At 66.8% G+C, this 12,719-nt stretch carries 13 protein-coding genes; 8 read left to right on the top strand and 5 right to left on the bottom strand.

Annotated elements, in window-relative coordinates; translation table 11 throughout:
• Positions 1–32 precede the first annotated feature (32 nt).
• Entirely contained in the window at positions 33–1,049 is a 1,017-nt protein-coding gene (locus EGM71_RS00160) for a TIGR00266 family protein (RefSeq protein ID WP_188486919.1), read from the top strand.
• A 183-nt stretch (positions 1,050–1,232) separates the two neighbouring features.
• Positions 1,233–2,225, top strand: coding sequence for a patatin-like phospholipase family protein (locus EGM71_RS00155; RefSeq protein WP_087921052.1), 993 nt, complete (start codon positions 1,233–1,235; stop codon positions 2,223–2,225).
• A 39-nt stretch (positions 2,226–2,264) separates the two neighbouring features.
• On the opposite strand, the gene EGM71_RS00150 is transcribed toward EGM71_RS00155, so the two are convergent.
• The gene (locus EGM71_RS00150; protein ID WP_049446786.1) at positions 2,265–2,750 is read right to left on the bottom strand and encodes an Lrp/AsnC family transcriptional regulator; all 486 of its coding nucleotides are present in this window, start codon (positions 2,748–2,750) and stop codon (positions 2,265–2,267) included.
• Between the two features lie 125 nt (positions 2,751–2,875).
• On the opposite strand from EGM71_RS00150, the gene phhA reads away from it, so the two are divergent.
• A complete protein-coding gene (phhA, locus tag EGM71_RS00145) occupies positions 2,876–3,769 on the top strand; it encodes a phenylalanine 4-monooxygenase (RefSeq protein WP_188486917.1) in 894 nt (297 codons plus the stop codon).
• Positions 3,770–3,873: 104 nt separating this feature from the next.
• Here phhA and EGM71_RS00140 read toward each other — a convergent pair whose 3' ends face one another.
• Positions 3,874–4,929, bottom strand: coding sequence for a LacI family DNA-binding transcriptional regulator (locus tag EGM71_RS00140; protein WP_188486915.1), 1,056 nt, complete (start codon positions 4,927–4,929; stop codon positions 3,874–3,876).
• Positions 4,930–5,168: 239 nt separating this feature from the next.
• Here EGM71_RS00140 and EGM71_RS00135 point away from each other — a divergent pair, with 239 nt between their 5' ends.
• The 4 genes from EGM71_RS00135 to EGM71_RS00120 all read left to right on the top strand — a co-directional run bounded on the left by EGM71_RS00135 (position 5,169) and on the right by EGM71_RS00120 (position 8,154).
• Positions 5,169–5,759 carry a cysteine dioxygenase family protein gene (locus EGM71_RS00135; protein WP_188486913.1) on the top strand — a complete coding sequence of 197 codons (591 nt, stop codon included), beginning with the start codon at positions 5,169–5,171 and terminating at the stop codon, positions 5,757–5,759.
• A gap of 111 nt (positions 5,760–5,870) precedes the next feature.
• Complete coding sequence (gene eda, locus EGM71_RS00130) at positions 5,871–6,509, top strand: bifunctional 4-hydroxy-2-oxoglutarate aldolase/2-dehydro-3-deoxy-phosphogluconate aldolase (protein WP_188486911.1); 639 nt, start codon at positions 5,871–5,873, stop codon at positions 6,507–6,509.
• Between the two features lie 96 nt (positions 6,510–6,605).
• Positions 6,606–7,634: an alcohol dehydrogenase AdhP gene (gene adhP, locus EGM71_RS00125; RefSeq protein WP_188486909.1), complete on the top strand. Its 1,029-nt coding sequence runs from the start codon at positions 6,606–6,608 to the stop codon at positions 7,632–7,634.
• Positions 7,635–7,761: 127 nt separating this feature from the next.
• Complete coding sequence (locus EGM71_RS00120; protein WP_188486907.1) at positions 7,762–8,154, top strand: hypothetical protein; 393 nt, start codon at positions 7,762–7,764, stop codon at positions 8,152–8,154.
• Positions 8,155–8,225: 71 nt separating this feature from the next.
• Here the strand turns inward: EGM71_RS00120 and ligD are convergent, their stop codons facing one another.
• From ligD to EGM71_RS00105, 3 genes are all read right to left on the bottom strand, one after another.
• Positions 8,226–10,718 (bottom strand): DNA ligase D, encoded by a 2,493-nt coding sequence (gene ligD, locus EGM71_RS00115; RefSeq protein WP_188486905.1) that lies wholly within the window; start codon positions 10,716–10,718, stop codon positions 8,226–8,228.
• 3 nt (positions 10,719–10,721) lie between these two features.
• The gene (locus EGM71_RS00110; protein ID WP_188486903.1) at positions 10,722–11,642 is read right to left on the bottom strand and encodes a Ku protein; all 921 of its coding nucleotides are present in this window, start codon (positions 11,640–11,642) and stop codon (positions 10,722–10,724) included.
• A 157-nt stretch (positions 11,643–11,799) separates the two neighbouring features.
• The gene (locus tag EGM71_RS00105) at positions 11,800–12,198 is read right to left on the bottom strand and encodes a hypothetical protein (RefSeq protein ID WP_100441051.1); all 399 of its coding nucleotides are present in this window, start codon (positions 12,196–12,198) and stop codon (positions 11,800–11,802) included.
• Between the two features lie 146 nt (positions 12,199–12,344).
• Here EGM71_RS00105 and EGM71_RS00100 point away from each other — a divergent pair, with 146 nt between their 5' ends.
• The gene (locus tag EGM71_RS00100; protein WP_100441050.1) at positions 12,345–12,689 is read left to right on the top strand and encodes a hypothetical protein; all 345 of its coding nucleotides are present in this window, start codon (positions 12,345–12,347) and stop codon (positions 12,687–12,689) included.
• The last annotated feature ends 30 nt before the right edge of the window (positions 12,690–12,719 follow it).

Raw genomic sequence — 12,719 nt, 5'->3', positions numbered from 1 at the left:
TCGGGGTTTTCCAGCGCCGCGGAGCCGCCGCAATGACCCAGTGGTACTTCCATGCCTCCGCCCAGGCCGACCGCATCGGACCGCTTGATGACCAGGCCGCGCGCCGCTATGCGCAGGCCAACCCGCGTGCGCTGGCCTGGTGCCAGGGCATGAGCGGGTGGACGTCGATTGCCGAGGTGCCCGAACTGCAGTCAGCGGCCCCGGGCATGCCCAACTCTCCACCGCCGGTTCCGGCGGCCGCCAGTGGCCGCGCCGATGACATCGAGTTCCGCATCGTTGGCCATGAAATGCAGTTCGTTGAAATCGAGCTCGACCCCGGCGAGAGCGCTATTGCCGAGGCCGGCGCATTGATGTTCAAGGACGCGACCGTGCAGATGGATACGGTGTTCGGCGCCGCCAATGGCGACCAGGGCGGCGGCTTCATGGGCAAGGTGATGGCCGCAGGCAAGCGGGTGCTGACCGGCGAGAGCCTGTTCGCCACCGTCTACACCCAGAGCGGCCATGGCAAGGGCAAGGTCGCGTTCGCCGCGCCCTACCCCGGCACGGTCCTGGCGATGAAGCTGGACCAGCACGGCGGCCGCCTGATCTGCCAGAAGGACAGCTTCCTGGCCGGCGCGCGCGGCGTGCAGATCGGCGTGCAGTTCCAGCGCAAGATCATGACCGGCCTGTTCGGCGGCGAGGGCTTCATCATGCAGAAGCTGGAAGGCGACGGCTGGGTGTTCATCCACGCCGGTGGCTGCGTGATCGAGCGCGAGCTGGCCGCCGGCGAGCGCCTGGACGTGGACACCGGCTGCGTGGTCGCCTACCACTCCAGCGTGGACATGGACGTGCGCCGGGTGGCCGGCATCAAGAGCATGCTGTTCGGCGGCGAAGGCGTGTTCCTGGCCACGCTGACCGGCCCGGGCAAGGTCTGGCTGCAGTCGCTGCCGTTCTCGCGCCTGGCCGGCCGCATGTGGATGGCCGCGCCGCAGGGCGGCGGCCAGAGCCGCGGCGAAGGCTCGGTGCTGGGCGGCCTGGGCCGGATGCTGGACGGCGACAACCGGTTCTGACCGGCTCCGGTAGTGCCGGCCGCTGGCCGGCAACCTCCTGCACCTCTGCCAGCATCCCAGCAATTGCCGGCCAGCGGCCGGCACTACCTTTATGAATAGGGAACTCCCCCACCCTGCCCGGCCCGCCATCGCTTCGGTATGCTGGCGCCCTTTCCTGAATCCGGCGCCGCGAGCGCACTGCCGATGAGCCTGTTCCGCCCCCGCATGCTGCTGTCCGTCGCCCTGATCGGCCTGCTGGCCGGCTGCGGTGGCGATCCGGTCCGTCCCACGCCGCCGCCTGCGCCGACCGTGGTGCCGCAGGCCAAGCCGATCAGGATCGGCATCGCTCTCGGTGGTGGCGCAGCCAAGGGCTTCGCGCACATCGGCGTGATCAAGATGCTGGAAGCCAACGGCTTCGAGCCGGCCGTGGTCTCCGGCACCAGCGCCGGCAGCGTGGTCGGTGCGCTGTATGCCAGCGGCATGGACGCCTTCCAGATGCAGAGCAAGGCGGTGGCGCTGGACGAAGCCAGCATCCGCGACGTGCGCCTGTTCTCCGGTGGCCTGGTGCAGGGCCAGAAGCTGCAGGACTACGTCAACGAGCAGGTCGCCAACCGTCCCGCCGAGCGTCTGAAAAAGCCGTTCGCCGCCGTTGCCACCCAGCTGGAAACCGGCGAGCGCTCGATCTTCGTGCGCGGCAACGTCGGCCAGGCCGTGCGCGCGTCGAGCAGCATCCCCGGTGTGTTCGAGCCGGTGAAGATCGGTGGCCGCAACTACATCGACGGCGGCGTGGTCAGTCCGGTGCCGGTGGACGCCGCACGCCAGCTCGGCGCCGACTTCGTGATTGCCGTGGACATCTCCAGCAAGGCCAGCGGCAAGGCGCCGACGGACATGCTGGGCATCGTCAACCAGTCCATCTCGATCATGGGCCAGCGGCTGGGTGAGCAGGAACTGGCGCGCGCCGACATCGTCATCCGCCCGAAGGTACTGGACATCGGTGCCGCCGATTTCAGCCAGCGTGGCACCGCGATCCTGGAAGGCGAAAAGGCCGCGATGGCAGCCATGCCGCAGATCCGCGCGAAGATCCAGCAACTGCAGCGCGCGCGTGCCGCTGCAGCTGCACCGGCCCCGGTGGCCGCGCCGAAGTGCGAGGAAGCCTCGCGCCTGGGCAAGCTGATGGGCCGCAAGGACAAGTGTTGATTCCTTGATGCGTGGCCACCGGGCACGCCCGGTGGTCGCTCAGGGCTCCAGCTGCGACAGCGGCAATGCCTGGAAGCCCTTCACCGTGCGCAGCACGAAACTGGAATTGGCATCGGCCACGCCACCGGCGTTGAGCAGCCGGTCCAGCAGGAAGTGCGAGAAGTGCTCCAGGTCGCGCACGTAGACGTGCAGCAGGTAGTCCATGTCGCCGGTCAGTGCATGGCAGGCCACCACCTCATCCCAGCCCTGCACGCTGTCCACGAAGTGGCCGATGGCGGCCTGGTCGTGCTTTTCCAGCTGCACGCGCACGAAGGCCTGCAGGCCCAGCCGCAGCTGACGCGGTTCCAGCCGCGCGCCATAGCCGACGATCACGCCCTCGCTTTCCAGCCGCTGCAGGCGGCGCAGGCAGGCCGAGGGTGAGAGGTTCACCCGCGTCGCCAGCTCGGCGTTGGTGGCGCGACCATCCCGCTGGATTTCAGCCAGCAGGCGTATATCCGTGCGATCGAACTGGACTTCTCCGGCCATTGTTGCCCCGCAACATGGTGAGTACGCAAGGATATTGCGCCAACAAGGCCAATCGACGCAACTTTTGCAACCCTGTTGCGCGCGCCCTGCCCTAGCATCTCGGGTATCCCGTCAAGGAGTGCCCCATGGACCTCGCACAGCCCCGCCGCGTCGAACACCAGCAGACCGACAAGGGCTACGTGCCGGTGTATACCACCGCGCTCGTCGAGCAGCCGTGGGACACCTATAGCGCCGACGACCACGCCACCTGGAGCACCCTGTACCAGCGCCAGCGCGAACTGCTGGTCGGCCGCGCCTGCCAGGAATTCCTGGACGCGCAGGACGAGATGGGCATGAACGCGCACATGATTCCGCGCTTCGACCAGCTCAACGAAGTGCTCGGCGCCGCCACCGGCTGGACCCTGGTCGGCGTTGAAGGCCTGCTGCCGGAACTGGATTTCTTCGACCACCTGGCCAATCGACGCTTCCCGGTGACCTGGTGGATCCGTCGCCCGGACCAGATCGACTACATCGCCGAACCGGACCTGTTCCACGATCTGTTCGGCCACGTGCCGCTGCTGATGAACCCGGTGTTCGCCGACTACATGGAGGCGTACGGCCGTGGCGGTGTCAAAGCCCACGCGATCGGCCCGGATGCGCTGCAGAACCTGACCCGCCTGTACTGGTACACGGTGGAATTCGGCCTGATCAATACGCCCGACGGCCTGCGCATCTACGGCGCCGGCATCGTGTCGTCGAAGGGCGAGTCGCTGTACTCGCTGGAATCGGCCGCACCCAACCGTATCGGCTTCGACCTGCAGCGGATCATGCGCACGAAGTACCGCATCGACACCTTCCAGAAGACCTACTTCGTCATCGACAGCTTCGAACAGCTGATGCAGGCGACGTCACCCGACTTCACCCCGATCTACGCGGCACTGGCCGACCAGGCGCATCTTCCGGCCGGTGAAGTGCAGGGCGATGACCGCGTATTCCAGGCCGGCACGGGCGAAGGCTGGGCCGACGGCGGCGACGTGTAAGCGCGCAACGCACACCGCTTCGCACTGGAACGGCGCACCCTGGTGCGCCGTTCTCGTTTCCACCGGCCTGCACCGTTGCCACGGCGCAGGCGAGGGCAGGGCACTCAGCCGTCCACGGCCCGGCAGGAACCGCGCACCATCAGCTGCGGATGCACGCTGGCCGCAGTCGGCGCCTCCGGTACGTCGGTCTGCACCAGCATCGCGGCAGCCATGCGGCCGATGTCGGAGACGTGGCGGCGCACCGACGTCAGCGGCGGCCACAGCCGCGACGCCAGCGGGCTGTCGTCGTAGCTGACGATCGACAACTGCTGCGGCACCGCGATGCCCGCGCGCAATGCCACCTGGTAGACGCCAGCGGCCATTTCATCGTTACCGGCGAAGATCGCACTGGGGCGTTGTCCGCCCATCAGCAGCCGCTCGGCGGCATGCACGCCGGACTCGAAGGTGTCGCCCGCTTCCAGCACGCGCTCGCCCGGCAGGGTCAGCCCCACCTGGGCCAGCCGATCGAGGAAACCATGGGTACGCTCGCGTGCGCTACGACGATCTCCCGGACCCGCAATCACCGCGATATCGCGGTGGCCGAGCGAGAGCAGATAGCCCGCAGCTGCAGCGGCACCGTCGCGATCGTGGGTGACCACCGCCTGCACGTCTTCTTCCGACGCATGCGCGTTGATGCGGATGTAGCGGCAGTCGATCGCGTCGAGCATCTGCGCCAGCGCCATCGATTCGGATGCGCGCGGGCCCAGGATCACGCCATGCAGTTTCTGCTGCTGCACGAAGCGGCGCACGCCGTCGGCACAGTCCGGATCCTGGCTGTTGCACGGGTGTACCACCAGCTCATAGCCGGTGCCGCGCAGCGCTTCCAGCGCGCCGTGCTGCAGGTCGACAATGCATTGGGCGCCGGGGTCGTCGTACACCAGGCCGATCAGGAAGGAGCGGCGGAACGCGAGTCCGCGCGCCAGGGGGTCGGGCACGTAACCGACCTCGCGCATCAACGCCTCGACCTTGTCGCGGGTGTCTTTGCGCACCAGCGGCGAGTTGTTGATGATTCTTGAAACCGTTTTCTTGGAAACTCCCGACAGTCGTGCGATGTCGTTGATCGTGGCAGCCTTGCCCTTCGATGCCGGCAACGCGGCATCGCTAATATTTCGCACTGACATGTATAGAACCAGGTAAGTCGGAGAATTCTAGCCTTGCGCCCGTCGGGCGCGAAGTTGCGGAATGTCGCAGCGGAACTGAATCGCGTCGTGTTCGACACGTTCTGCTGCGCGAGGTTCCATTGTGATCGCTCTACTGCCTCTGCATCTGAACCGTTCTTCCGCGCGTGTTCACCCTGAATGCGGACGCGACGCGCGCGAACGCCAACATTCCCTTAACCATGCTTCGCTACATTCGGGGCATGGACCTGCAGACTTCTCCGTTTCCGCCGTTCCGTGGCCGCGACCGGTTGATCGCTGCCGTCGACGCGGCGATGACCTCCGGTGATGCCGGGCGCATCACCGCCGACCTGCAGCTGGCGCTGCAGGAGGCCATAGCCGACAGCCGCATCGAGTTGCCCGAATGCGTGCATCGGCCGGTCAGTGATCATTACGCACGACGTCCGCTGTACCACAGCCGCGAACACGGCTACAGCGTGATTGCCATGAGCTGGGGCCCAGGGCAGGGCACGCCGCTGCACGACCACGATGCCATGTGGTGTGTGGAGGGAGTGTGGTTGGGCGAACTGGAGATCACCCGTTACGAACTGCTGGAGTGCGCCGGCGAGCGCTGGCGCTTCCGCCGCCACGCTGCGCTGCGCGGGGGTTGCGGCAGTGCCGGCAGCCTGATCCCGCCGCACGAGTACCACACCCTGCGCAACGCCAGCGATGACGCACTGGCGATCTCGGTACACGTGTACGAGGCGCAGATGGAGCGCTCGGCGGTGTTCGATCCGCTCGGCGGCGACTGGTACCAGCGTCGCATCCAGGCACTGCAGGCCGACCCGGCCTGAATCCGGCGCGGTGCGGGGCAGGGCACCGTCGCGGCCCGCGTGGCATCATGCGCCGCTGCGCTGCCGGGCCCGGCAGCATCCGCGATGCCCGGTCGGGCAAGGAGCAAGACGATGTCCAGCGCTGATCCGCGCCTGCGCGCGCTGTTGAAGCTGGCACCGGTGATCCCGGTGTACACCCCCGAAGATGTGAACGAAGCGGTCGAAGTGGCCCAGGCGCTGTTCCGCGGCGGCCTGCCGGTGATCGAAGTGACCCTGCGCACACCGCAGGCGCTGGATGCGATCAAGGCCATGGTCGAGGCAGTGCCCGATGCCGTGATCGGTGCCGGCACCGTGCTCAACGCCGCGCAGATGCAGGCGGCGAAGCAGGCTGGTGCACGTTTTGCCGTTTCCCCCGGTGCCACGCCGGCGCTGTATGCCGCCGCGCGCGATGCCGACCTGCCGTACCTGCCCGGTGCCGCCACCGCCTCGGACCTGATCCTGGGCCTGGAGCACGGCTCGGACACCTTCAAGTTCTTCCCCGCAGTGCAGGCCGGCGGCGCCGCGCTGCTGGCCGCCTGGCACGGCCCGTTCGCCGATGTGCGGTTCTGCCCGACCGGCGGCATCAGTGCGCAGACCGCGCCGCAGTTCCTGCACCTGCCCAACGTGTTGTGCGTGGGCGGTTCGTGGCTGACCACCCCGGCGCTGCTGCAGACCCGTGACTGGGATGCCATTGAACGCCTGGCCCGCGAGGCCTCTGTGCTGGCCAGCTGAACCCGGCGCAGGAATCTTCAAAGGTTTGATCGTGATCAAAGCGCCGGCCTCGAGCCGGCGTCATTCTGTGGGCAAGCGCACTACGGAGATCCGAACATGAATTCGACCATGAAGGCCGCCGTGGTGCGCGAGTTCGGCAAGCCACTGGTGATCGAGGAAGTCTCGGTACCGCGCCCGGGGGCGGGCGAGGTGCTGGTCAAGATCGAGGCCTGTGGCGTCTGCCACACCGACCTGCACGCCGCCGAGGGCGACTGGCCGGTGAAACCGAACCCGCCGTTCATCCCCGGTCACGAGGGCGTGGGGCACATCGTGGCCGTGGGAGGCGGGGTAGGGCACGTCAAGGAAGGCGACAGGGTCGGCATCCCCTGGTTGTACTCGGCGTGTGGTCATTGCGAACACTGCCTGGGGGGCTGGGAAACGCTGTGCGAGACGCAGCGCAACACCGGCTACTCGGTCAACGGCGGCTTCGCCGAATACGCACTGGCCGATGCCAACTATGTCGGCCTGCTTCCGAAGGACGTGGGCTTCGTCGAGATCGCGCCGGTGCTGTGCGCCGGCGTGACCGTCTACAAGGGCCTGAAGGTCACCGATACCCAACCCGGTGACTGGGTGGCGATTTCCGGCATCGGTGGCCTGGGCCACATGGCGGTGCAGTACGCCCGCGCGATGGGGCTGAACGTGGCCGCGGTGGACGTGGACGACACCAAGCTTGCACTTGCGCGGCAGCTGGGCGCGCAGGTCACCGTCAACGCGCGTACCACCGACCCGGCCGCGTTCCTCAGGAAGGAGATCGGCGGCGCGCACGGCGCCCTGGTCACCGCGGTGTCGCCAAAGGCGTTCGAGCAGGCACTGGGCATGGTCCGCCGTGGCGGCACCGTCTCGCTCAATGGCCTGCCACCGGGCAACTTCCCGCTGGATATCTTCGGCATGGTGCTCAACGGCATCACCGTGCGCGGTTCGATCGTCGGCACCCGGCTGGACCTGCAGGAATCGCTGCAGTTCGCCGCCGAGGGCAAGGTCGCGGCGACAGTCAGCACCGACCGCCTGGAAAACATCAACGACGTGTTCGCGCGCATGCGTGCGGGCACCATCGAAGGCCGCGTGGTGCTCGACTTCGCCGCCTGACCGCCTGTGCATGGCCGCCGTCGCTCCGTCCCCCTCTCCCACGGACGCGGCGGCCATGCCGACCCATCGGTAGTGCCGGCCGCTGGCCGGGAACCCCAGGCACTTCGCGCAGCCGTACAATGCGCGCATGCCCGGCCTGCTCAAGACCCTGTTCCTGTCCATCGTCGCCCTGATCGGCGGCGTGCTGTCGCTTGCGCTGGTCAGCAGCGTCGCCAGCTGGCTGCCCCCGTTGCTGGGCATGTCGCCGGACAGCAACAGCGTGCAGCTGGGCTGGGATCTCACCTTCAGCGTGCTCGGTGGCATCGCGGGCATTTCCTTCGCCACCTATTACGCGCCCTGCTGGCCGCGTTCGCACGGCTTCTCGATCTGGTCGCTGATCGCGCTGGGCTGTGGCTACGCCATGTGGACGGTAGGTGCGGATTACCCGTTCTGGTTCGTCATTTCGCTGCTGGCATCGCTGCCGTTGCAACTGCTGGTCGGCTGGTGGTTCGGCCGTCGCGCCTCGCGCGATCCGCGCTGAGCGCATACAGGTAGTGCCGGCCGCTGGCCGGCAACCTCGGCCATCCTGCTGTTGCCGCCCAGCGGCCGGCACTACCGCTTCAGCGACGGCAGCGTCTGCTTCAACCGCTCGATGCCCTGCCAAGGGTCACCCTTCAAGCGCTTCGCCCTCGCCAGCGCCTTGCCCATGGGAAATGCGTCGGCGGCACTGATACGAGCCAGTTCCTCCCAGCGCAGCGGCACCGCCACACCGGCGGAATCGCGCGCGCGCAGCGACCACGAACACACGCTGGTGGCCCCGCGCGTGTTGCGCAGCCAGTCGATGAAGATGACACCACTGCGCTTGGCCTTGCTCATCGTCGCCACGTAGCGCTCAGGTTGCTCCTGTGCCATTGCCTGCGCAAACGCCTCGCAGAATGCCTTCGCCTGTTCCCAGTCCGCCTTGGGCTGCAGCGGTACCACCACATGTACGCCCTTGCCACCGGACAGCCGCACGAAGCTCTCGAGACCTACCTGCTGCAGGCGGTCACGCACATCGCGTGCACCGGCTTTCACCTGTGCCCAGCTGACGCGGTCACCAGGGTCGAGGTCGAACACCAGTCGATCCGGATGCTCCGGGTCGGCCACGGTCGCACCCCATGGATGCAGCTCCAGCGTGTTCATCTGCACCAGCTGCAGCAAGCCCCGCGCATCATCGATGTAGACGTAATCCTCGCGGCCACTCTTCTGCTGCAGGGGCACTGCATGCACCGCGTCACCCAGGCCGGGGCCATGATGCTTCTGGAAGAAGCAGACTTTGCCGGCGCCATCCGGACAGCGCAGCAATGACAGCGGACGTCCGACGATCTCGGGCAGGATCCAGCGCGCCATGCGCCGGTAATAGTCGGCCACGTCGCCTTTGCTCAGTCTCTGACTGGGAAACACCACCCGCTCCGGATGAGTGATCTGGACCTCGCCCCCGACTTCAGCATCTGCTGTTGCTGTGCTCATTCCCAGGTCCTCCTTCTGCTTGTCGCTGCGCAGCCGCTTGAAACTGGCCTGGCGCAGCAAGCCTTCCTTGCCCCAGCCACGGAATGCCACTTCCGCCACCGTCACCGGCTTCACCCAGCGCACGCTGGCGGCGCGGAACGGAACATGCGCCGGAAGCTGCAGCACGGGCGTCTTTATTGCCAGTGGCTGCAGTGCCTTGAGCAGCGCGCGCAGGTTCTCGTCATCGAAGCCGGTACCGACCCGGCCCACGTAGCGCAATCCACCCTTGTCCGGCGTTGCCAGCAGCAACGATCCGAAGCCCACGCGTGAACCCTTCGGCGCCGTATAGCCGACAATCACGAACTCGTCGGTGTCTTCGTGCTTCACCTTCACCCAGCTGCGCGCGCGGGTGTTCACATAGGGCGCATCCACCTGTTTGCTGACGATGCCTTCGAAGCCGGCCCCACCGCTGGCGTCGAACACCTGCGGTCCATGGTCGATCACGTGTTCGCTGAAGGCCAGAGTGCCGGGCGCGGGCCCGATGAGCTCCTTCAGCAGCGCCTTGCGCTCCACCAGCGGCGCACGGCTGATGTCCACGCCGGCCACACCCGGAAGATCGAACACGATGTAGCGCAGCGGTTGTTTTGAACTGCCATCGATCACGCGCTGCAACGTTGCGAAGTCACTGCGTCCTTCCTTGTCCAGCACTACCAACTCGCCGTCCAGGCGTGCATCGCGCACCGGCAGCGCCTGCACGGCCTGTACCACCTCGGGAAAATCATCGGTCCAGTCCAGGCCATTGCGGGAGCGCAGCTTCACCTCGCCGTCGTGCAGATCGGCCAGCAGGCGATAGCCGTCCCATTTGATCTCGTGCAGCCAGCGCTCGCCGTCCGGCGCACTGTCGCGATGATCGGTCAATTGCGGTTTGAACCCCTGCGGGTAGGGCGCGTCACGTGCGCCGTCCAGTTTCAGCGCGTGCGCATGCCAGCGTGCATCGGCCTTGCGGATAGAAGTGCGTGCGGCTGGTGCAGCACGCCCCGTCTTGCCCGCAGTGCGCTTCATCACTGCGGACGCGCGCTTCGGCGCGGGCACGCCCAGCAGATCATCTGCTTCGGCGTCGCGCGCTTCGCCGTCGTCACGCTTGATCAGCAGCCACTGCACCTGGCGTCCTTTCATCGCGGTCCGCACCAGCTTCCAGCCACCGGCCAGGCGTTGCCCATGCAGCACGAAGTCGATCTTTCCAGCAGCCAGCGCCTGCAGTGGATCGCCTTCACAGGCCCAGGTGCCGTGATCGAACACATCCACGTGGCCAGCACCATAGTGGCCTTCAGGAATGTCTCCTTCGAACCCGGCGTAGGACAGCGGATGGTCTTCCACTTCCACGGCCAGTCGCTTCTCACCGACACGCAGCGACGGCCCCTTCGGCACCGCCCAGCTCTTCAGTACACCGTCCATCTCCAAACGGAAATCGTAGTGACGCGAGCTTGCGTGATGCAGCTGGATGACGAAGACCGGCCGCCGCTTGGGATCAGCGCGTGCAGGCGTTCCGTCAGGTTCCGGCGTCTGCCCGGCGCCACCTCCAAGTCGGCGCTTGCGCCTGTACTGGTGCAACGACATGGCTCAACCTGCCTTGCGCCGTGGTGCGGTCTTCTTTGCAGCTTTCTTCGTCGCCTTTTTTGCGGCCTTCTTCACCGTCGACTTTGTGGCTGCCTTGCGCGTTGCGGTCTTCTTCGCCGGCGTACGTTTGTTCGCATCAAGGCTCTTCTGCAGCAACGCCATGAAGTCAACAACGTTCGTTGTCGCATCCTCGCGTGGTGCAGGCTCATCCTCCACCCGGGTGGTGCCGCCCTTGGACTTGATGCGCTTGTTCAACACCTGCTGCAGTCGCTCGCGGAACTCGTCGTGGTATTGGGATGGGTCCCAATCACCGGCCATCGACTCGATCAGCTGCTCGGCCATTGCCGTTTCCTTGCTGGTGATGCGGTAGTCGGACAGTTTGCCGGTGGGCAGTTTGTAGTCCTCGGGATCCACCAGTTCCTGCGGATAACGCAGGATCATCAGCACCAGCGCGTCCTGCTGTGGCATCACCGCACACAGGTATTCGCGTGTGCGCACCACCACCCGTGCGATGCCCACCTTGCCGGTGCTGCGCAACGTCTCGCGCAGCAGCACGTAGCCCTTTTCGGCCTTCTTGCCGGGTACCAGCAGATACGGTTTCTCGTAATAGCGCGGGTCGATCTGCGCCGCATCCACGAACGATTCCACTTCCACTGCTTCGTGGCTTTCCGGTGCCGCCGAGCGGATATCGCCTTCCTCCAGCACGACATAGCTCCCCTTGTCGTACTCGTAGGCTTTGACGATGTCCTTCCAGGGCACTTCCTCGCCGGTATCGGCGTTGACCCGCTCAAACCGGATCGGCTTGCGGTCGCGCGAGTCGAGCATGCGGAACTGCAGGTCGACCTTGCGTTCGCCGGACATCAGCGACACCGGCACGTTGAGCAGGCCAAACGACAGCGTGCCGGTCCAGATCGGACGAGCCATGGGTGCACCTTTGGCGCAGGGCAGGGTGCCCAGCGTGGTCCGGAGGGCGTAAACCAGCCGTGTCCGTGCCGTGCACGTGGGTTCTACGCAGATCCGGGAGTGCCGGCCGCTGGCCGGCAACCACAGGACAGCCGAGTGTGCATGCCGAACCCCTACACTACTGCAGCAAGGGCCTCACCGCCGCCGTCGGAATGTGGTCCAGCGCGCGCCAGGCGTCTTCCACCACCGGCCGTGCCTGCGACCAGCTCAACCGCGACTGCCCGCGCATCTGTTCCCAGTGCTCGGCCAGTTCCTCGCAGGTATCGGCGGCGTCACCGCGCGGCCAGTCGGCAGCATGGGTGGTCAGCGCAAAGGCATAGACCGGGCACAGATCACGCCAGTTGCGGTGGTTCTGCCCGCGACGCTCCTCGTAATCGCTGAGCATGTACTGCAGGTAGTCCTGCGCCACCGCCTGCGGATCCTCATGGCGGCGCGTGCGGCGTTGCGCCGTGCGCTGGCCGAGCGGATCGAGCAGGGCGTTGAACACGGACGGTGCGGGTCGTTCAAGACGGGGCATGGCCGGCTCCTGCAGCGGGGGCGGGTGGGCAGGAATACGCGCGGTGCCGTTACCGGGGGGTGAGCGAGATGTTCATGACGCCGGGTTCGCGGCGGCTTTACCTGTGGCGCGGTGTAGTGGTCGCCCCGAGCGCAGGTAGCCAGACCATGAGCCGAGAGACCTCCCGCGACCCGCTGCGCGCGAACCACCCGCCCATTCCCGGCGAGCAGCGCGGCAAGCACGATGCCGACAATGCCGATTACCGTGGTACCGGTGCGCCCTTCTTCGACGCTGAGCACGGTGGCGACCACCTGCCGGTGAAGCACGAGGCTGAACAGGCGGCCCAGGATCGCAAGGACGGCGGCGACCGCCATCGCGGCGGCCAGGAAAGCCCGCTCAAGCGCCGCGAACGCAAGCAGCGCGCCAGCGACAACCAGGACGAGGCGCTGGAGGAGACCTTCCCGGCCAGCGACCCGACCTCGCCGTTCGTGCCGGCCAAGGCGCCCGACTGACCGGTGGCGCCGGCCGCTGACCGGCAACGT

This window comes from Stenotrophomonas maltophilia (assembly GCF_006970445.1).
In the GTDB taxonomy this organism is placed as follows: Bacteria; Pseudomonadota; Gammaproteobacteria; order Xanthomonadales; family Xanthomonadaceae; genus Stenotrophomonas; species Stenotrophomonas maltophilia_AU.
This window is presented reverse-complemented; position numbering and strand designations above follow the sequence as displayed.